We start from the raw sequence: 18,527 nt of genomic DNA, 5'->3' as shown, positions 1-18,527 counted from the left end.
CGGATCCATATTTCCCCTTCGTGTCCCGAGGAACTGGGGAGAACGTGATGATACGAATGTCATGGCCGCGATTGCTGGCTTCTGTTTTTCTTGTCTCTGCCGCAGCAACCACTGCAGCGGCTCACCACGGGTGGTCATGGGCGGAAGCTGACCAGATCGAGCTGAGGGGCACGATCCGATCGATCTCGTTCGCGCCGCCGCATCCTTCCATGGAAGTGGAGGCGCAGGACGGCGTCTGGCGGGTGGAACTTGGCAACCCCAACCAGACGAAACGTTCCGGCTTCGTTGAAGGCAAAGCGGAAGTCGGTGATGCCATCGTTGCTCTGGGCAACCGATCGACCGACCCGAACGAGAAACGGCTGAAGGCGGTACGGATAACCGTGGGGGACAAGACCTACGACATCTACCCCGAACGCATCCAGACCAACTGAGGATCGGTGATTGGAGTGGCTGGCGCTGTTGGCCGAGACACCGCTCGCACGGGCGCTGATCGTCTCGCCGACCGTTTATCTGTTGGTCAACGCCGCGCACATCATGGCGATCGGAATGCTGTTCGGCTCCATCCTGGCGCTTGATCTGAGACTGCTCGGCCTGTTTGAAAAGGTGCCGCTCCAGACGGTAGCCGTCTTCCTGTCCCGCATGGCGGGCAAAGGAGTGGCGCTCGCGGTGCTGACCGGTTTATGCCTCTTCTCCGTCAAGCCGACGGAATACATCCAGAACACGGCCTTCCTGGCAAAGCTGGGGCTGGTGGCATTGGGCATCGGGAATGCGCTTGTGGTCCACGTCACTCCCGGCTGGCGCGCTGCGGTAACGCAAGGTTCGATATCCGCCCCGTTGCGGGTCTCCGCCGTCATCTCGCTTGTAATCTGGATCAGTGCCATCGTAGCCGGCAGGTGGATCGGCTTTCTCTGAGATTACACGCGAACGGCCGTATTGCGCGGACTTGGCGCAAGGAGTACGATGCCTCGCAATTGCAACGCATGAGGTTCGCCATGAGGACTGCAACGCTCCCATCGCTTCGCGTCGACCCGGAACTGCGGGCTGCCGCGGAAAGCGTGCTGAAGGAGGGTGAAAGCCTTTCCGCCTTCATCGAAAATTCCGTCAAGGCGCAGGTCAATTACCGCAAGACGCAGGCCGAGTTCATCGCGAGAGGACTGGCTTCGCTGGTTGAGTCAGAGCGAACCGGCACCTACTTCACGTCCGACGAGGTGCTTGGTGAACTGAAAGGCATGCTTGATGCCAAACGAGCCGAGAACGGCAAGAGATGACCTACATCGTCAAGTGGTCGGCAAAGGCGCGCGATGATGTGCGTCGCCTGTATTCCCATCTGCTTGATTTTGACGAGGACGCGGCAGCCCACGCCTACAAGGCGATTACAGAGGCCGTGACCTTTCTTGAGCGCTTCCCCTTCAGTTGCCGAAAGGCGCGCGGCGGAGATGCCTTGCTCCGCGAACTCCTCGTTCCTTTTGGCTCAAGCGGCTATGTGATCCTCTTTCGTGTGGACGATGGCGGAACGGTGACGGTGGCCGCCGTCCGCCATCAGCGCGAAGACGACTACCACTGACTAGCGATCGCTCACGGCGGCTCGCGGGTTTACCCAGGGCTGCTGGTTCGAGCGTGGCAGGGGTTGCTTGCCGAGGATATGATCGGCAGCCTTTTCCCCGGTCATGATCGAGGGGCCGTTCAGGTTGCCATAGGTCACGTGCGGGAAGATCGACGAATCCGCGACCCGCAAGCCTTCGACGCCAATCACGCGGCATTCCGGATCGACCACCGCCATGGGATCGTTCCGGTCGCCCATCCGGCAGGTGCCGCAGGGATGGTAGGCGCTTTCCAGATGCTCCCGCAGGAAAGTATCGATCTCGTCGTCGGTCTGCACCGCTTCGCCGGGTTGTATTTCCGGGCCGCGATAAGCGTCGAACGCCTTCTGCCCGAAGATTTCGCGGGTCAGCCGCACGATGTGGCGAAACTTCTCCCAGTCCTCCGGATGGCTCATGTAGTTGAACCGGATGACCGGGTCCGCCTTCGGATCGGCGGAGCGCAGGGTGACGTTGCCGCGTGACTTCGAGAGATTGTAGCCGACATGGACCTGGAACCCGTGGCTCCTGGCGGCTGCCTTGCCGTCATAGGAGATCGCCACCGGCAGGAAGTGGTACTGGATGTCGGGTTGTTTGAGCCCCGGTGCGGAGCGAACGAAAGCGCAGGCCTCGAACTGGTTGGATGCGCCGAGACCGCCTTTAGACAACAGCCATTGTGCGCCGGCCACACCCTGCCAGAACCAGGGAAGCCAGGAGTAGAGCGAGACGGGCTTCCTGGAGATTTGCTGGAAGTAGAACTCCATGTGGTCCTGTAGGTTGGCGCCGACGCCCGGCCGGTCGACCGTCACCTCGATGCCGTGTTCCCGCAGGTGCGCCGCCGGTCCGATGCCCGAAAGCATCAGCAGCTTGGGAGAGTTGAACGAGGAAGCGGCGACGATCACCTCGCGATTGGCCGTGATGACGTCCGTCTTGCCGCCGTTCTCGATTTCCACGCCCGTGGCGCGGCCGTTCTCGATGACGATCTTCTGCGCGAAGCCATAGACAAGCTGCACGTTCGACCGTTTGAGCGCCGGCCTGAGATAGGCATTCGCCGCCGACCAGCGCCGCCCCCGGTGGATGGTCTGCTCCATCAGGCCGAAGCCCTCCTGCTTAGAGCCGTTGTAGTCGTCGGTCAGTTCGAAACCGGCTTCCTTGCCGGCTTCGATGAAGGCATGAAACAGCGGGTTCACGAAGGGGCCGCGACGCACATGCAGCGGACCGTTCGAGCCGCGCCAGCCTTCCTCGCCGCCGTGGCTTGTTTCCATTCGCTTGAAGTAGGGAAGGACGTCCGCATAGGCCCATCCTCGCGCGCCCAGCTCCTCCCAGCGATTGAAGTCTTCGCAATGGCCGCGTACGTAGACGAGCCCGTTGATCGACGAAGACCCGCCGAGCACCTTGCCGCGCGGCGCGGTGATGCGTCGGTTGTTGAGATTGGGTTCCGGCTCCGAGAGGTAGCCCCAGTTGTAGCGCTTCATGCTCATCGGCCATGCGAGCGCTGCCGGCATCTGGATGAAGGGGCCGAAATCGGAACCGCCCGCCTCGATGACGATCACCGAATGCTTGCCGTCCTCCGACAGGCGATAGGCCATGGCCGATCCCGCTGACCCCGAGCCGATGATGACGAAATCTGCATTCTTCATGTTCTAGCTTTCATGCAGGGCAGGGGCAGGGGTCATCTCCCCATCAAGGGGAGGTGAAATCAATAGGGCGCCTCGACCGGTCCCATGCCGATATAGACCGTCTTCAATTCCGTGTAGTGCTCCAGCGCGGCGGCGGAATTCTCGCGGCCGAAGCCTGATTGCTTGGACCCGCCGAAAGGAATCTCGACGGGGCACAGGTTGAAGGTGTTGACCCACAGAGTACCCGCCTCGAGCCTGTCGACCACGCGGTGGGCGCGGGCAAGGTCGGCGGTGAAAACGCCGCCGGAGAGCCCGAATTCGGTCGCGTTGGCCCGGGCGATGACCTCGGCCTCGTCATCGAAATCCAGCACGCACATGACCGGCCCGAAAATCTCCTCGCGGGCGATGGTCATTCCGTCGGTGACGTCGGCGAACACGGTGGGCTGCACATAGCAACCGTCGCCGGAGACGTCGTTGGGGATGCCGCCGCCGGTGATCAGGGTCGCGCCTTCGGCCTTGCCCTTGTCGATATAGGCCAGCACCTTGTCCAGTTGCGCCCGCGAGACGAGCGGCCCCATCTGTGTCGCCTCGTCCATCGGATCGCCGATGACGATCTTTTCCGTGCGTGCCTTCAGCCGGCCGAGAAACTCTTTCCTGATCCGCTTATGGACGAAGACGCGGGTGCCGTTGGAGCAGACTTGTCCGGTCGAATAGAAATTGCCCAGCATCGCGCCGCCGATGGCGCTGTCGATATCGGCATCGTCGAAGACGATCAGCGGAGACTTGCCGCCAAGCTCCATCGTCACGTGCTTCAGGTGGCCGGCAGCTGCGGCTGCCACCTTTCGGCCGGTCGGCACGGAGCCGGTCAGCGATACTTTGGCGACGTCCGGATGTTCGACGAGCAGTGGCCCGGTCGCGCGGTCGCCCTGAATGACGTTGTAGACGCCCTTGGGCAGGCCCGCTTCGATCAGGATCTCGGCGATCTTCAGCGCGCCGAGCGGCGTGTTTTCGGACGGCTTGAATACCATGGCGTTGCCGCTAGCAAGTGCCGGCGCGCCTTTCCAGCAGGCGATCTGCTGTGGGTAGTTCCAGGCCCCGATGCCGACACAGACGCCGAGCGGTACGCGTTTCGTATAGGCCCAGTCGGACCCCAGCGGAATGTGGCTGCCGTTCAATGCCGTGGGAGCAATGCCGCCGAAGAATTCGAAGGCGTCCGCACCCGAAGTGGGGTCCGCGACGATTGTCTCCTGGATCGGCTTGCCGGTGTCCAGCGTCTCCAGTTCCGAGAGCTCGCGATTGCGCTCGCGCATGATCTCGGCCGCGCGCTTCAGAACGCGTCCGCGCGCCATCGGGCTCATCGCGGCCCATTCCACCTGGGCGCGCTTGGCCGAGGCTATCGCCTTATCGACAATCGCCGGCGTCGCGGCATGCAGTCTGGCGATCACCTCGCCGGTGGCTGGGTAGATGCTCTCGATGACGGTGCCGGCGTCGTCCTCGACATACTCTCCGTCGATGAAATGGCTGGCTTTCGGTTGTGCGCGCACGGTCATTCTCCTTGGCGCTGGAATGGGCTTTGCGTGGTCATGCCGTCCGGCCTGTTGGGAACAGGCGAAGCTGCAGATCGAGATAATCCTCGGTGAGAGCGATCGACGCGGTGCTGCTGATCGGAGCGGAGCGCAGGCTCTGGCGAATGTAGAGACCGTCGATCATCGCGGCGACCCCCTCGGCGATACGTGCCGCATCGTCCGGTGGGCAGAGCCGTTCAAGGCTGTAGAGGAGGTTGGAACGCAGCCGGCGCGCATAGACGACGAGCAGCCTGCGAACTTCTTCCGTGCGCTGCGCCTCCACATAGAAGGCAAGCCACGCCGCAACCGTTTCCGGTGCGAACTGGTCGGCCTGGAAGGAGAGCCGTATGATCGCCGAGAGCCGCTCGCGCGGTGTGTCGAGATGTTCCAGTGCGGCGACGGCATCTGCGCGCAAGCGCCCCAGAAGACTACGGATCGTCGCGACCAGCAACTGCTGCTTGCTGCCGAAATAATGGTGAGCGAGGGCGGGTGACACGCCGGCCTCCCGCGCGATGTCCGACATTGTCACGTCGAGCGACCCGTGTTGGCCGATCGCCCGCAACGTTGCGTCGACCAGCGCCTTGCGCCGCAAGGGCTCCATTCCGATCCGGGGCATGAAGGGGTCTCCAATTTGCCGGGAAAGTATAATTGATTGACTGGTCAATCAACCAAAAAAGGCGCTGGGGAACCCTTGTATTGACTCGGTGCGATACTGCTCCAGATCTATCCTCAGGGTTGTTTCATGGGATCGGGAGAACGGCCATGGCAATTGGAATGGAAACTCCGCGTGCAGCTCAGGTGCGGGACAAGTGGGGGTGGTTCCTCGCGCTTGGCATCCTGCTTCTGATTTTCGGCCTGCTGGCCTTCTTCAATCTCTTTGCGGCAACGGTCGCATCAGTCTTCTACATCGGCGTGCTGATGCTGATCGGCGGTGCAGCGCAGTTCATCCATGCCTTCCAGGTGAAGGGCTGGAGCGAGGCGATCTTCTGGGGCCTGAGCGGGCTTCTCTACACGATCGCGGGTCTGCTGGCGTTCTGGAATCCCGCGCTCACGGCGGCGGTTTTCACCATCGTCATGGCGGCGGCTCTGCTGGTGGCCGGGGCATTCCGCCTCTGGGTGGGCTTCAGGATGCGCCCGATGCGGGGTGCCGGCTGGGTTATCTTCGGCGGCATCGTGACGATGCTGGCGGGCATCGTCATCGCGCTCGGCTGGCCGGTGAACAGCCTGTGGATGCTTGGCCTGTTCCTGGCAATCGACCTTACCATGCAGGGCTGGGCGTTGATTGCGGTGGCGTTCGCAGCACGCGGCTGAAATACTGTCATCCATCCGTCACAAAACCTTCATCCAATGTTCATGTGGGGAAAAGGTTTTGTTCAGGATTATGGATGAGGCTCCGCGCGTGTTTCAGGCCCCTGCGCGTACGGAGTAAATCATGACATCGGCCTCCCTGATCGAGCCTGCCATTTTCAGGCGATATGCGGGAGACCAGTTGCTCACCCTTTCCAAGCTGGTGCTCGAAAGTGCCTTCCAGCCCATCGTCGAAGTGGCGACCGGAACCGTGTTCGGCTACGAGACGCTGATGCGCGGCTTCGACCGCATCGGCTTTACCTCGCCCCTGGATCTGCTGGACCAGGCCGAGGAAGCGGGACAGCTTCTCGCCATCGAGCAGATGATGGCGGGAAGGGCGCTTGCCAGGTTCTCTACCCTGCCGGACTTCGCTTCCGCCACGCTTTTCGTCAATCTCGACGTCCGGCTGATCAAGGACGGCGACCACATTATCGAGCGGCTCGTCCAGCACCTTCGCAAGGCAAGCATTCCGCCGTCATCGGTCTGTTTTGAATTCTCCGAGCGCTTCGACAATACCAGCGTTCCCGAATTTGCAGCGCTGGTCACCAAGCTGCGCAAGGCCGGCTTCAAGCTGGCGATCGACGACTTTGGTGTCGGTCACGGCGAAATGAAACTCCTGTGCGACTACCCTGTCGACTATCTCAAGATCGACCGCCATTTCGTCGCAAATGTCGACCAGAGCCCGCGCAAGCGCCACCTCGTCAAGAACATCGTCCACATGGCCCACGTCTTCGGCACTCGGGTGATCGCCGAGGGGATCGAGACAGAGGCCGAGTTTCTGGCCTGTCGCGAGTATGGGGTCGATCTCGTTCAGGGCTACTTCATCGCCCGGCCGACGACATTCCCGAACGAGTTGCAGTCGTCATTTCCGCATCTGGCGGATATCGGCAGGAGCCGGCGCTCCAGCCAGTCCCTCGACGAGATCCTGATCCGCAAGCAGATCGAGAACCTGCCGGCCGTCTACGAGCACGAGAGCATCGACACCGTCTTTGAGCTTTTCCGCCGCAACCCGCGACAGGCTTTCTTCCCCGTGCTCAACGCCAACGGCGAACCGCGCGGCGTGATCAATGAGTACCACCTGAAGGAATATATCTATCAGCCTTTTGGCCGCGATCTTCTCAAGAACAAGGTTTACGAGCGGACGATCTCCCACTTCGTCGACATGGCGCCGATCATCGGTCTCGATGCGGATGCTGAGGAATTGATGAGCCTCTTCGCCAGCATGGAAAACAGCGCGTGCGTCATCCTCACCGAGAACATGCGCTATGCCGGCGTCGTTTCCGCCGCCTCGCTGGTCAAGGTCATCAGTGAGAAGCAACTGAAGATCGCCCAGGACCAGAATCCGCTGACGAGCCTGCCCGGCAACCGGGCGATCCGCGACTTCATGCAGGAGGCGGGCCGCGACGACGAGGAAACCCGCTTCTTCTGCTATTGCGATTTCGACCATTTCAAGCCGTTCAACGACCACTACGGCTTCCAGGTCGGTGACCACGCAATCTCGCTTTTCTCGGCGCTGCTGCGACGCTACTTCTTCTCCGACGACCACTTCCTCGGCCATGTGGGCGGCGACGATTTCTTTATTGGGGTGCGTGACTGGAGCCGTGAGGAACTGACGGAGATCCTCGAGCGGCTCTTGAGCGATTTCCACGACGATGTCGTCGAACTCTATTCGCAGGAAGAACGAGATGCGGGCCGCATCAAGGGCCACGACCGCAACGGCATCGAGCGCTTCTTCCCGCTGCTGCGCTGTTCGATCGGGGTGCTGGAATTGCCCAGGAGCCTGCTCCTCGACGATGTCGCCCGTATCGCCACCAGCATTGCGACGGTGAAGGCCCAGTCGAAGGAAACGGCGTCCGGTCTCGTCTTTGCGGTTTACGGCGAGACAAATTGACACCGCGACCGCGGACTACCTTTTCAGCGCCGCAACGCCGTCCTAAGTCTCCTTCTTCGTCAATTCGAGGAGATCCCCATGCCCCTTCCCAGCGAGATGCGTTACGTCGACTTGCCGAGTTTCGGTGGACCCGAGGTGATGCGCCTGGCCACCGGGCCAGTACCGCTGCCGCGCGCTGGCGAGTTGATCGTCAAGGTTGAGGCGGCGGGCGTCAACCGGCCGGACGTGGCGCAGCGCAGCGGCAACTATCCGGCGCCCAGGGATGCAAGTCCGATCCTCGGCCTGGAGGTTGCGGGAACGGTGGTCGCTCTCGGTGACGGGGTGACGGACTTCAGGATCGGAGACAGGGTGTGCGGGCTCGCCAATGGCGGCGGCTATGCGCAATACTGCGCGCTTCCTGCGGGGCAGGCGCTGCCGCTTCCGAACGGATACGATGCCGTAAAGGCGGCGGCCCTGCCTGAGACATTCTTCACAGTCTGGGCGAACCTCTTCCAGATGGCCGGCCTGACGGAAGGGGAGACCGTGTTGATCCATGGCGGGTCGAGCGGCATCGGCACGACCGCGATCCAGTTGGCGAAAGCCTTCGGCGCTGAAATCTATGTCACGGCCGGCTCGGCGGAAAAATGCCGGGCCTGTGAAAGGCTGGGCGCCAGGCGCGGCATCAACTACCGCGACGAGGATTTCGTCGAGATCATCAAGGCGGAAACCGGCGGTAAGGGCGTCGACGTCATCCTCGACATGATCGGCGCAAGCTACTTCAACCGCAATCTCAGCGCGCTGGGCAAGGACGGATGCCTGTCGATCATCGCCTTTCTCGGCGGCGCTGTCGCCGAAACCGTGAACCTCACGCCGATCATGGTGAAGCGTCTCACCGTCACAGGCTCGACCATGCGGCCGCGGACGGCGGAGGAGAAGCGGGCCATTCGAGATGAGCTGCGCGATCAGGTGTGGCCGCTTCTGGAAGAGGGCGCCGTCGCACCTGTCATTCACGCGGTTTTGCCATTCGATCAGGTGGTCGAGGCGCACCGGTTGATGGAGACGAGCAGCCACATTGGCAAGATCGTCCTTGACCTACGCTAGCGAGAATCGCGGTGTGCCGGCGTATGGTAATCCAGTATGCGCTATTCTCAATTCACATACATTCGGATCCGTTTACATAACGTGCCTTGCACACTTCGGACGCTGCGCCTACCTTTGGGTCAAGATTAACGTAACGAAAGGAAGGTGATCCAATGTCGAGTGAGATTTCGGTCTGCGTTTCGAGCTTTGGAAAGGTGATGGTCATGACGGGGCAGCCCTCGACCTGAACGCATCTTCCTGCGGACGGTGAAACGTCCGGGTTCGATTAACCGGACCAAACTCATGGAAGGGTCGCCCAGTGCGACCCTTTTCCATTTCCGGGTGCAAGCACGCAGATATTCCGGTTGCCTCAAGCGCAAGCAACGGCCCGCAGCCTATGCATCTGTTGCATAGGTGTCCTGTTTGTTGAGCACTTTTAATGTCCCTGCTGCAAGTCTACATAGTGGGCATCGAAGTAAACGAGAGCGCCAGGAACTGGCAGCTAAACTTCGAAAACCCACGAAAGGGGGACTATCATGAACGTCGCACGCACTTTCAACAATTGGCGCAAGTATCGTCAGACCGTTAACGAGCTGGGTCGCATGACCCCGCGTGAACTCAGCGATCTGGGCATTGCACAGAGCGATATCCGCCGCGTAGCACGCGAAGCTACTGGCTTCTAATCTTTAAGCCAGCGCATGTATGGGAAACGCCCGCCGGTTAGCGGGCGTTTTGCATTTCAGCAGGTCTTTCTCAGGTCAGCAGGTCTTTCTCAGAACCCGATGCGGCCAAGCGCCGGCACCTTGATGCCGGGATTGGCGAAGTCCAGTCCGGCGACCAGCCCCAGAAAATGCACTTCGAACCCGCTGCGCAGCCCGGCCGAAACGCCGATGAGCCCGCGAAGCGTCACATGCACGTCCCTCCAGTCCGTATCCACATGCACGAACTCGCCGTCGGGCAGGTAGTCGCGCCCCACAGCATGCGGCGGCAGCACGGCCCCAAGCTCCGGCACGGTCCGCAGAACGTAGGCGACGAACGTATTGGAGTTCGGTCCCGGAAAGATCTGGTAGCCGCCGGGTTCCGCATAGGGATAGGCGGCAATGGCGCCCTCTACCTTCGGGATCAGCAGCTCGGCGTCCACACCGGTGACAACCTTCACCAGTTGCGGCGGGTTGGAGTACCAGTAGGCATCCGGCGGACGGTGGTTGCGCCGGATCGGCGATCCCCAGCCGACCTTGTCGTAGCGGTTATAGACGTCCGCCCCCTTTCCCTTCGTGACGATCCACGCGTGGCTGGCCACGGCACCTTTCAGGCCTCCGGTCATCGCGGAGAAGATGTAGATCGCGGCATCCTCGCTGGCCGAGGCCTCCGGCAGGATTTTTGCCGACGACCATCGCGCATCGCTCCAGCGGCCGGGCCTGTCCTGGATTGCCCACCAGCCGGCCGACGCGAAGGTCGGCAGCAGATAGACGATAAAGATAACGAGAAGCAGCCGCTTCAATGATTTCATTCATCAACCCCGTCGAGGTGCCCCGGCGCGCCATATGGCGCGCGGCGCTGTAGTCCGCTATGAGCGATTGAAAGCAGCAAATTCAGGGCCGTCCAATGCAAAACCCCGTTACCGTCGAAGTCACCCGTGGCAGCATCGTCGAAAGCCGCCATCGCGGCCTGGGTATCGTCGTCGATGGTGACGGCAAGACGCTGTTCTCCTTCGGCGATGCGGAAGCGAGCGTGTTCCCCCGTTCGGCCTGCAAGGCCATGCAGGCGCTGCCGCTTGTCGAGAGCGGCGCAGCCGATGCCTACGGGTTCGGCAACAGGGAACTGGCCATTTCCTGTGCGTCCCATTCCGGCGAGGACGAGCACGTCTCGCTTGCGGCATCCATGCTGGCGCGGGCAGGCCGCGATGTCTCGGCAATGGAATGCGGCGCCCATTGGTCCTCGGACCAGAGGACCCTGATCCATCAGGCCCGGACCCTCGACAAGCCGACCGCGCTTCACAACAACTGCTCCGGCAAGCATGCGGGCTTCGTCTGCACCTGTGCCCATGCCGGCTACGAGGTTGAAGGCTATGTGGGATACGATCATCCGCTGCAGGCCGAGATCCGCGGTACGATGGAGAGCCTGACCGGCGCGACGCTGGGCTCGGACAATTGCGGAATAGACGGCTGCTCCATCCCGACCTATGCCGTGCCCTTGAAGGGGCTTGCCCACGGGTTCGCAAAAATGCTGACGGGGCGTGGTCTCGACCCTGTCCGCGCAAAGGCATCACGGCGGCTGATCGATGCCTGCATGGCCGAACCCTTCTATGTCGCCGGCACCAAGCGCGCCTGCACGAAGCTGATGCAGGTGGCGCCGGGCAAGATCTTCGCCAAGACAGGTGCCGAAGGGGTGTTCGTGGCAGCGCTCCCCGACCACGGCATTGCCATGGCTGTGAAATGCGAGGACGGCACGACGCGCGCTGCCGAAGCGATGATCTTTGCGCTGATTGCCCGCTATTTCGAAAAGGGCAGCGAGACCCACGAAACGCTCATGGGCATGGCCAACCACGCCATGAAGAACTGGAACGGCATTCATTTCGGCGACGTGCGCGTCACCGATGCCCTGTTTGCCTGATCCGACATCCTGCAAGGGGGGCGGTACCACGCTTCCCCTTGATACCTTCGGTCCGGGCGACAGATGATACGCGATCACCGTCCAGAGGATCGTCATGTATACGCTGTATTACTCGCCCAACGCCTGCTCGCTCGCCAGCCATATCGCACTGGAAGAAGCGGGCCTTCCCTATCACGCCCACAGATTGAACTTCGCGAAGGATGAGCAGCGCTCGGCGGACTACCTGAAGCATAGTCCGAACGGCCGCGTGCCAGCGCTGTTGACCGACAGGGGTGCGCTCATCGAGAGCCCAGCGATCCTTGCCTTCATCGCGCAGGCGGCGCCCGAGGTGCGGCTCGCGCCGCTCGATGACCCATTCGAATTCGCACGTATGCAGGGCTTCAACAGTTTCATAGCCTCGACCGTCCACGTCGCCTATGCGCACCGGCGCCGCGGCTACCGCTGGGCCGACAAGGAAGCATCGCGGGAGGATATGGCGGCGAAGATGCCGCAGAACATGCGCGACTGCTTCGCCATCATCGAGAAGGATCTTTTTACCGGTCCCTTTGTGCTCGGCGAGAACTACTCGGTCGCCGACCCCTACCTGTTCACCCTCTCTGATTGGCTGGCAGGCGTCGGTATCGACATCGATGACTACCCGAAGGTTGCCGATCACTATCGGTGCATGAAAGAGCGCCCGGCCGTCCAGCGCGCGATAAATGCGGAACGTCAGGCGGCCTGACCGTCAGGCGCAGCGGGCGAGCGTCGGCCTGTTTTCATCGGCTACGCCAACCTCGCGTTCCGGCCGGGGAAGCGGCAGGTCTGCCAGCTCCGCCAGCGTCATGGCCGCGAGGTGCGGATGGTCAAGCGGATCGTCCGACCGAGGGGTGTGGGCATCGGGTTCGGCCAGCCAGCGGCCGAGATTGAAGAATATCTGTAGCGGAAGCATTGACGTGACCTCTCGAGGATTTCTGTCTTTGCACCGGCAGGATTACGCTTCGTGGGCAGGGTTTCAATTGAGTTCTCCAAGGATTTGCTATAGAAAAACTATATGAAAACCCTGAATACCCTCCACCTGAACGGGCTTCGCGCACTGGAGGCCGTTGGTCGTCTGGGCTCCCTGCAGGCTGCTGCGGACGAAATGGGCGTGACGATCGGGGCCGTCAGCCAGCAGGTCATCAAGGCGGAGGCGCAGCTGGGACAGCCGGTCTTCCAACGGCTGCCGAAGGGCATGGTGCCGCTGGCAGTGGCGCGTCCGATGCTGGCCCGGCTGACGGAAGGGTTCCACGCCCTGTCGCAGGCGGTGGTGCTGGGGCGGCAGACGGACGAAACCCTGCTGACGATCTCCGTCGCGCCGGTCTTCGCCGCCCGATTTCTCGTTCATCGGCTCGACAGGTTTTCAGAAAGGCATCCCGAGATCCGCCTGCGGATCGAGGCGACGACGGCACTGGCCGATCTCCATGGCGGCGACATCGACCTCGGCATTCGCGTCGGGCGCGGCACATGGTCCGGCGTCGATGCCGAGCTGTTGATGGAGCAGCGAGTGTTTCCGGTGGTCGCTCCTTCGCTTGCGGAGAGCCTGAACGAGCCTGCCGACATCCTGAACCTGCCCGCGATCATCGATGGACCGTCGCTGTTCTCCTGGGAGATCTGGTTGAACGAGGCCGGACTAAACGGCAGCCAGATAGCGACCCGCCATGTCTTCAATGACGCGTCGCTCTGCCTGGACGCCACGATAGCGGGGCAGGGGGTGATGCTCGCCTGGCAGACGCTCGCCGGCTACGCGCTGGAACAGGGTCGCCTTGTAAAGCCGTTCCCGATCGAAGCCCGCACCGGCATGGGGCACTATCTGGTCACCCGCGCAGGCAGCCGGCTGCCCGCAAAGGTGCGGGCATTCCGCGACTGGCTGCGCGCCGAGATGCTGACGGTCGATTGACTGGTTGTCAGGCCGGCTCGCGAAGTCGCTTTTCCCACATCGCCTTGAAGCCCGGCCGTGCCTGGCAGGTTTCCAGCCATGCCTTCAGGGCCGGACGGCCGGAAAACAGCGGGGCATGTCCCTGCGCGTAGCGCACGATTTCGGCGACATTGATGTCTGCCGCGGTGAAACGGCCGCCGACCAGATACTCGTTCGACTTCAGATGCGCCTCGAGCACATCGAAAGGCCGCTCCAGATCCTTTGCATACGCATCGATCTTCGCCTTGTTCTCGGCGGTGACCGACTTGCCGTCGCCGATGGCCTTCTGGATATCCAGCGCGGGCGTCTCGATGCTGGTCGCGGCAAACAGCGCCCACTGGATCATCGATGCCTCTTCCCTGAGGTCCTTCGGGGCCAGATCGCCGCCGTGCTTCCTGGCGAGATAGAGGGTAATGGCAAGGGACTCGTGCAGCACGAAGCCGTCGTCATCCATGGACGGGATCGATCCCATCGGGTTGACCGCCAGAAATGCCGCAGACCGCGTGTTGAGCGGCGCGTCCGCAGCATGCGCATCGGGCAGGCGATAGGCCTGGATCACCGGCTCATGCGCGTAGGGCAGGCCGATTTCCTCGAGCAGCCACAGGGGCCGGGTGGCACGCGAGCGGTAGACGCCATAGATCGTCAGCATCGAAATCCTCCTTGGAAATGCCGCCGCACGCTAAGGTTCCAGCGCGCGAAACGGAAGATCATTCCCGTTGTTTCTCCATGAATTGTTTCAATGGGTCAGATGGCCCGGTTGCCCGTGATGGTCAGGTGCGGCAGGACTTCTGCCCCTTGCGCCAGATCCTTGGTGGCCGCGTCATGCCAGCGAAATCCGACGATGGCCCCGTCCGGTGTGCCGTCGAAGACGTTGCCGCTGATAAGTGCCGGACCCGGATCTTCCGCAACGGTGACCGCGCAACCGATCTTCGCGTTGCGGATGACGTTACCGGTGACGGACACATTGCGCAGGAAGGGACCCCAGCCGATCAGCATTCCCCAGCGCGCCACGTTCTCGATGACGTTGTTCGACACCACCGTATCCGCCTCGACCCCGATGCCGATCCCGAAGCCGACGCTGTCGTGCACGTATGGGCCTTCCAGTGAGATGTTGCGGACGATGTTGCTGGAGACTATCGCAAGCCGTCCGCCCTCGTTGAAATTGGCGATCGAGATTCCGTTTGCAGCTCCGTCGATCAGGTTGCCGGTCACAAGAGCACCCTCGAAGCCGAACTCCGAATAGATGGCGGTCTCGCCCGAGCGCAGGCAGGTGTTGTCGGAGATCTGGATGTTGGATGCGGCATTGGCGCGGATGGCGGTAAAGGCGCTGTCCGAGATGTGGTTGCCGGAGACGATGACGCCGTTGGCGCGGTAGATGTTGATGGCGTTTCCGAACTGGCCGGTGCCGCCATAGGTCGCTCCGGTGCGGGTAATGCGGTTGCCGGTGACGATCGAGTTGTCCTCGCCCGCCGTAGTGCGGTGAATGAGAATACCGCCAATGCCGCAGCGATCGATCGTGTTGGCGTTCACGGCCAAGCCGGTGCTGTCGAGGGCATGGATGGCAAATTCGCCAATCGTGGAAACCCGGCACCGTTCGATGCGCCCGCCGCAGCGCTCCACCCGCAACGCCGTTTTGTCGCATCCCTTCAGCTCGCAGTTCTCCATCGACAGGTTCGCGACGTCGAAAAGGTGCAGCATTGCCGGTGCGTCATCGTGAAGCGCAAGGCCAGCGCCGTCGAAGACGAGGTTGGAAAGCTCGATCCGGCCGGCGTCTTCCGCACGGAGGAACGAGCGGCCTCCCGCAAAGGCGATCTCGGTCGCGCCGGCGATGCCGGTGAGGCGGGTCCTGTCCGGCAGCGTGAGGTTGCCGACCTCGTAGCGACCCGGCGGCAGGAACACCCACTGATCGTTACGCGTCGCCTGCTCTATCAGGTCCTGCAGCCGGCGTGTCTGGTCCTCGCCCCGCTTCGGCCTGAGCCCGGCGGCACCGGCGTCGATCGAGCCGCGTAGCTCCGTCATCGAAAGCGCGGGCGCGCTGGCGGCCTCGCGGATTGACAACAAGCCGGCGCCTGCGGCCAGTGAAAGCCCCATCAAGGTCCTGCGTCTGGTGATCACCCCAAATCCTCTCTGCTGCGCCCGCCATCCTATCCGCCATTACCCTTCGGATACATGCGGTGAGAGATGCAATTTTTACGATTATTATTAAAGAAAATTAAGGTTTTTCAGCTCAGTATCTTTGGAACGGGACAGCATCTTCGTCGAATTCAGACCTTGAGGAGAGACATTGGATGGGGGATCCTGTGTCAAAAGACGTGCATGCCGACGTATCGACGGCAACACTCGAAGAACTATGTACTCAGTTATTGCACGTTTCGACCAAAGGAGACATCGATGATGCTCTCTTCGTGGTCGGCCGGCTCGATGCGCGCGCATTGATCGACCAGTTCCCGGAGTTCATCTACGTCAAGGACCGGCGCAGCCGTTTCGTTCTCGCCAATGTCAGCATGGCGCGGGCCAACGACGTTTCAAATCCGGCGCAGTTGCTGGGCAAGACGGATTTCGATTTTTTGGATGCGGCTGTCGCCGAAGAAAACTTCCTTGCCGAGCAGACGGTGATGTCCTCCGGCGAGCCGATGACCGACGTCGAGCATTGCCTGGAATTTCGAGGAAAGCCGCGCTGGCTCCAATCCACCAAGACCCCGCTGCGCGATGCACATGGCCGGGTTGTCGGGCTGATCGGCATCTCGCGGGACATTACCGCGCGCAAGCGCCAGAACGACCTGCTTCGCGGTCACGCGCGCATGCTCGACATGATCGCGCGCGGCCAACCGCTCGAACGTGCCCTGCGGGCATTGGTGGACCTTGTCGAAGAGCAGCAGCAGGACGTGCTCGCGTCGATCCTGCTTCTGGACGAGGGATCGGACCGGTTGCGGCACGGCGCTACATCGAGCCTGCCGGACAGCTATGTGAGGCTGATCGACGGTCATAAGATCGGACCTTGCACGGCATCCTGCGGAACGGCCGCCTGGCGGCGCGAACCAGTGATCGTCAGCGACGTTCTTGCGGACCCGCTCTGGGAAAATTACCGGGAGTTGCCACTGCGCTTCGGCTTCCGTTCCTGCTGGTCGACCCCGATCATGGGCTCGGAGGATAGCGTGCTCGGCACCTTTGCACTGTATTCAAACACGGTGCGCGAGCCGACGCCGCTCGAATTCGAACTGACGGCCATGGCGACGGACATTGCTGGCATTGCCATCGAACGGGCGCGTACCGAGGCGCGCATTCAGTACATGGCGCACCACGATCCGCTGACGGGCCTTCCGAACCGTACGTTGTTCCTGACCCAGTTCAACCGGACGCTCGCCGAGGCGATGCGCGAAAGTCGTGCTGTCACCGTCGCTTATATCGACCTCGACAACTTCAAGCAGATCAACGACACCTTCGGCCACGCTGCCGGTGATGAGGTCCTGAAGACCCTCGCTGGCCGTCTTTGCCGCTCCATCCGCGTCCACGATCTGCTGGTGCGGCTTGGCGGCGACGAGTTCGCGATCGTCTTCAGCAGTTCTGCGAAGGATCAAGGCGGTGTCGTCCGGCGCCTCGAGGAACTGCGCGGAATGATCTGCGACCCGGTCGAGATCGAGGGGAAGCCGGTGCAGGTCACTTGCAGCATGGGCATTGCCTTCTTCCCCGATGACGGGGAGACGCCCGAGACACTGCTCGCCAAGGCGGATCGGGCGATGTACTGCGCCAAGACCGACGGTCGCGACTGTCTGCAGGTGTCGGAAAGACGGACCGACCCGTACAGGTGAGGTCGCTGCGTCTCCGCCGCCTTTCATCTCGCGTTCGGTGCCCTATCTTGGAAGCATGAGACCAGAGGCGCTGCTTCATCCAACCCCGGCCGGGCTGTTCTGCCCCATCGGCCGCTTCCACGTCGATCCGGTCAGGCCCGTCGAGCGGGCGCTGGTCACCCACGGTCATTCCGACCACGCGCGCGCCGGACACGCAAAGGTGCTGGCCACCCGCCAGACCCTCGACATCATGCGGCTGCGCTACGGTGAGGATTTCTGCCAATCGCAGCAGGCCGTGGAGTTCGGCGAACGCGTCGAGGTCGATGGTGTCGATATCTCGTTCCATCCGGCCGGGCATGTCCTCGGCTCGGCGCAGATCCTCATCCAGAAGGACGGCCTGAGGATCAATGTTTCCGGCGACTACAAGCGCGGCAGCGATCCGACTTGTGCATCCTTCGAGCCGGTGCCCTGCGACGTCTTCATCACAGAGGCGACGTTCGGGCTGCCCGTTTTTCACCATCCGGAGCCGAAGGGCGAGATAGGCAAGCTGCTGACGTCTCTGAAGCAGTTTCCCGAGCGCAGCCACCTGATCGGCGCCTATGCGCTTGGCAAGGCGCAGCGTGTCATCCGGCTGATCCGCGATTGCGGCTATGACGAACCCATCTACATCCACGGCGCGCTCGCCAGGCTCTGCGACTACTACGAGTCCGAAGGCATTGAACTCGGGGACGTGCGTCCGGCCACGCTCGAAAAGAAGGACCCGAACGCCTTTCGTGGCGCCGTCGTCGTCGGACCGCCGTCGGCTTTCCAGGACCGCTGGGCGCGCCGTTTCAACGAGCCGCTCATCTCGTTTGCGTCCGGCTGGATGATGGTCCGCCAGCGCGCCAAGCAGGGCGGTGTCGAACTGCCCTTGGTGATCTCCGACCATTGTGACTGGCCGGAACTGCTGTCGACCATCAAGGAAGTCGGCCCTTCCGAAGTCTGGGTGACCCACGGTCGCGAGGAGGCGCTGGTCCGCTGGTGCGAGTTGCAGGGCATCCCGGCCCGTCCGCTGCATCTCGTAGGCTACGAGGACGAGGGGGATTGATGGTGACGTCGCACGCACCGAAGAATTCCCCTCCCCAACCCCTCCCCA

20 protein-coding genes are annotated in these 18,527 nt (G+C 62.1%); 13 read left to right on the top strand and 7 right to left on the bottom strand.

Features of this window, described 5'->3' with window-relative positions:
- Positions 1-47: 47 nt before the first annotated feature.
- From LH464_RS10700 to LH464_RS10685, 4 genes are all read left to right on the top strand, one after another.
- Entirely contained in the window at positions 48-431 is a 384-nt protein-coding gene (locus tag LH464_RS10700) for a DUF6152 family protein (protein ID WP_226786373.1), read from the top strand.
- 10 nt (positions 432-441) lie between these two features.
- A complete protein-coding gene (locus tag LH464_RS10695) occupies positions 442-912 on the top strand; it encodes a DUF6644 family protein (RefSeq protein ID WP_226786372.1) in 471 nt (156 codons plus the stop codon).
- 80 nt (positions 913-992) lie between these two features.
- A complete protein-coding gene (locus LH464_RS10690) occupies positions 993-1,268 on the top strand; it encodes a YlcI/YnfO family protein (RefSeq protein WP_226786371.1) in 276 nt (91 codons plus the stop codon).
- The gene (locus LH464_RS10685) at positions 1,265-1,564 is read left to right on the top strand and encodes a type II toxin-antitoxin system RelE/ParE family toxin (protein ID WP_226786370.1); all 300 of its coding nucleotides are present in this window, start codon (positions 1,265-1,267) and stop codon (positions 1,562-1,564) included. Before LH464_RS10690 ends, LH464_RS10685 begins: the two co-directional genes overlap by 4 nt.
- Here the strand turns inward: LH464_RS10685 and betA are convergent, their stop codons facing one another.
- Genes betA through betI form a run of 3 tightly spaced genes read right to left on the bottom strand, consistent with a single transcriptional unit; the run spans position 1,565 to position 5,377 of the window.
- Positions 1,565-3,217: a choline dehydrogenase gene (gene betA, locus LH464_RS10680; protein ID WP_226786369.1), complete on the bottom strand. Its 1,653-nt coding sequence runs from the start codon at positions 3,215-3,217 to the stop codon at positions 1,565-1,567.
- 59 nt (positions 3,218-3,276) lie between these two features.
- Complete coding sequence (gene betB / locus LH464_RS10675; RefSeq protein WP_226786368.1) at positions 3,277-4,740, bottom strand: betaine-aldehyde dehydrogenase; 1,464 nt, start codon at positions 4,738-4,740, stop codon at positions 3,277-3,279.
- A 37-nt stretch (positions 4,741-4,777) separates the two neighbouring features.
- On the bottom strand, positions 4,778-5,377 hold the full coding sequence (gene betI / locus LH464_RS10670; RefSeq protein ID WP_226786367.1) for a transcriptional regulator BetI: 600 nt from the start codon (positions 5,375-5,377) through the stop codon (positions 4,778-4,780).
- A gap of 146 nt (positions 5,378-5,523) precedes the next feature.
- Here betI and LH464_RS10665 point away from each other — a divergent pair, with 146 nt between their 5' ends.
- From LH464_RS10665 to LH464_RS10650, 4 genes are all read left to right on the top strand, one after another.
- Positions 5,524-6,072 (top strand): HdeD family acid-resistance protein, encoded by a 549-nt coding sequence (locus LH464_RS10665; RefSeq protein ID WP_226786366.1) that lies wholly within the window; start codon positions 5,524-5,526, stop codon positions 6,070-6,072.
- Positions 6,073-6,193: 121 nt separating this feature from the next.
- On the top strand, positions 6,194-7,999 hold the full coding sequence (locus LH464_RS10660) for a bifunctional diguanylate cyclase/phosphodiesterase (protein WP_226786365.1): 1,806 nt from the start codon (positions 6,194-6,196) through the stop codon (positions 7,997-7,999).
- A gap of 78 nt (positions 8,000-8,077) precedes the next feature.
- Complete coding sequence (locus LH464_RS10655; RefSeq protein ID WP_226786364.1) at positions 8,078-9,079, top strand: NAD(P)H-quinone oxidoreductase; 1,002 nt, start codon at positions 8,078-8,080, stop codon at positions 9,077-9,079.
- Positions 9,080-9,594: 515 nt separating this feature from the next.
- Positions 9,595-9,741 carry a DUF1127 domain-containing protein gene (locus LH464_RS10650; RefSeq protein WP_226786363.1) on the top strand — a complete coding sequence of 49 codons (147 nt, stop codon included), beginning with the start codon at positions 9,595-9,597 and terminating at the stop codon, positions 9,739-9,741.
- 89 nt (positions 9,742-9,830) lie between these two features.
- Here LH464_RS10650 and LH464_RS10645 read toward each other — a convergent pair whose 3' ends face one another.
- The gene (locus LH464_RS10645) at positions 9,831-10,568 is read right to left on the bottom strand and encodes a DUF3750 domain-containing protein (protein WP_226786362.1); all 738 of its coding nucleotides are present in this window, start codon (positions 10,566-10,568) and stop codon (positions 9,831-9,833) included.
- 95 nt (positions 10,569-10,663) lie between these two features.
- Here LH464_RS10645 and LH464_RS10640 point away from each other — a divergent pair, with 95 nt between their 5' ends.
- Both LH464_RS10640 and LH464_RS10635 read left to right on the top strand, forming a co-directional pair.
- The gene (locus LH464_RS10640; protein ID WP_226786361.1) at positions 10,664-11,671 is read left to right on the top strand and encodes an asparaginase; all 1,008 of its coding nucleotides are present in this window, start codon (positions 10,664-10,666) and stop codon (positions 11,669-11,671) included.
- Between the two features lie 94 nt (positions 11,672-11,765).
- Entirely contained in the window at positions 11,766-12,392 is a 627-nt protein-coding gene (locus tag LH464_RS10635; RefSeq protein WP_226786360.1) for a glutathione S-transferase family protein, read from the top strand.
- Between the two features lie 3 nt (positions 12,393-12,395).
- On the opposite strand, the gene LH464_RS10630 is transcribed toward LH464_RS10635, so the two are convergent.
- Positions 12,396-12,599, bottom strand: coding sequence for a hypothetical protein (locus LH464_RS10630; RefSeq protein ID WP_226786359.1), 204 nt, complete (start codon positions 12,597-12,599; stop codon positions 12,396-12,398).
- A 102-nt stretch (positions 12,600-12,701) separates the two neighbouring features.
- On the opposite strand from LH464_RS10630, the gene LH464_RS10625 reads away from it, so the two are divergent.
- A complete protein-coding gene (locus tag LH464_RS10625) occupies positions 12,702-13,586 on the top strand; it encodes a LysR substrate-binding domain-containing protein (RefSeq protein ID WP_226786358.1) in 885 nt (294 codons plus the stop codon).
- 7 nt (positions 13,587-13,593) lie between these two features.
- On the opposite strand, the gene LH464_RS10620 is transcribed toward LH464_RS10625, so the two are convergent.
- On the bottom strand, positions 13,594-14,253 hold the full coding sequence (locus LH464_RS10620) for a glutathione S-transferase family protein (protein WP_226786357.1): 660 nt from the start codon (positions 14,251-14,253) through the stop codon (positions 13,594-13,596).
- A 95-nt stretch (positions 14,254-14,348) separates the two neighbouring features.
- A complete protein-coding gene (locus LH464_RS10615; RefSeq protein WP_226786356.1) occupies positions 14,349-15,719 on the bottom strand; it encodes a TIGR03808 family TAT-translocated repetitive protein in 1,371 nt (456 codons plus the stop codon).
- A 173-nt stretch (positions 15,720-15,892) separates the two neighbouring features.
- Here LH464_RS10615 and LH464_RS10610 point away from each other — a divergent pair, with 173 nt between their 5' ends.
- Together LH464_RS10610 and LH464_RS10605 are read left to right on the top strand one after the other, a co-directional pair.
- Entirely contained in the window at positions 15,893-17,413 is a 1,521-nt protein-coding gene (locus tag LH464_RS10610) for a diguanylate cyclase domain-containing protein (protein ID WP_226786355.1), read from the top strand.
- 55 nt (positions 17,414-17,468) lie between these two features.
- Positions 17,469-18,479 carry a ligase-associated DNA damage response exonuclease gene (locus tag LH464_RS10605; RefSeq protein WP_226786354.1) on the top strand — a complete coding sequence of 337 codons (1,011 nt, stop codon included), beginning with the start codon at positions 17,469-17,471 and terminating at the stop codon, positions 18,477-18,479.
- Positions 18,480-18,527: the final 48 nt, after the last annotated feature.

The sequence above is a fragment of the Pseudorhizobium xiangyangii genome (assembly GCF_020531965.1).
GTDB classification, from domain to species: Bacteria; Pseudomonadota; Alphaproteobacteria; order Rhizobiales; family Rhizobiaceae; genus Neorhizobium; species Neorhizobium xiangyangii.
Note: the sequence above shows the minus strand (reverse complement) of the source record. Positions and strands in the feature narration are given on the sequence as shown.

What these genes read in the sequence shown, in the direction of transcription:
- LH464_RS10630 (WP_226786359.1), bottom strand. Translation starts at nt 12,599, where the DNA reads ATGCTTCCGCTACAGATATTCTTCAATCTCGGCCGCTGGCTGGCCGAA.
- LH464_RS10640 (WP_226786361.1), top strand. Translation starts at nt 10,664, where the DNA reads ATGCAAAACCCCGTTACCGTCGAAGTCACCCGTGGCAGCATCGTCGAA.
- LH464_RS10665 (WP_226786366.1), top strand. Translation starts at nt 5,524, where the DNA reads ATGGCAATTGGAATGGAAACTCCGCGTGCAGCTCAGGTGCGGGACAAG.
- betI (WP_226786367.1), bottom strand. Translation starts at nt 5,377, where the DNA reads ATGCCCCGGATCGGAATGGAGCCCTTGCGGCGCAAGGCGCTGGTCGAC.
- LH464_RS10690 (WP_226786371.1), top strand. Translation starts at nt 993, where the DNA reads ATGAGGACTGCAACGCTCCCATCGCTTCGCGTCGACCCGGAACTGCGG.
- betA (WP_226786369.1), bottom strand. Translation starts at nt 3,217, where the DNA reads ATGAAGAATGCAGATTTCGTCATCATCGGCTCGGGGTCAGCGGGATCG.
- LH464_RS10660 (WP_226786365.1), top strand. Translation starts at nt 6,194, where the DNA reads ATGACATCGGCCTCCCTGATCGAGCCTGCCATTTTCAGGCGATATGCG.
- LH464_RS10620 (WP_226786357.1), bottom strand. Translation starts at nt 14,253, where the DNA reads ATGCTGACGATCTATGGCGTCTACCGCTCGCGTGCCACCCGGCCCCTG.
- LH464_RS10655 (WP_226786364.1), top strand. Translation starts at nt 8,078, where the DNA reads ATGCCCCTTCCCAGCGAGATGCGTTACGTCGACTTGCCGAGTTTCGGT.
- LH464_RS10650 (WP_226786363.1), top strand. Translation starts at nt 9,595, where the DNA reads ATGAACGTCGCACGCACTTTCAACAATTGGCGCAAGTATCGTCAGACC.
- LH464_RS10625 (WP_226786358.1), top strand. Translation starts at nt 12,702, where the DNA reads ATGAAAACCCTGAATACCCTCCACCTGAACGGGCTTCGCGCACTGGAG.
- LH464_RS10685 (WP_226786370.1), top strand. Translation starts at nt 1,265, where the DNA reads ATGACCTACATCGTCAAGTGGTCGGCAAAGGCGCGCGATGATGTGCGT.
- LH464_RS10610 (WP_226786355.1), top strand. Translation starts at nt 15,893, where the DNA reads ATGGGGGATCCTGTGTCAAAAGACGTGCATGCCGACGTATCGACGGCA.
- LH464_RS10700 (WP_226786373.1), top strand. Translation starts at nt 48, where the DNA reads ATGATACGAATGTCATGGCCGCGATTGCTGGCTTCTGTTTTTCTTGTC.
- LH464_RS10605 (WP_226786354.1), top strand. Translation starts at nt 17,469, where the DNA reads ATGAGACCAGAGGCGCTGCTTCATCCAACCCCGGCCGGGCTGTTCTGC.
- LH464_RS10645 (WP_226786362.1), bottom strand. Translation starts at nt 10,568, where the DNA reads ATGAAATCATTGAAGCGGCTGCTTCTCGTTATCTTTATCGTCTATCTG.
- LH464_RS10635 (WP_226786360.1), top strand. Translation starts at nt 11,766, where the DNA reads ATGTATACGCTGTATTACTCGCCCAACGCCTGCTCGCTCGCCAGCCAT.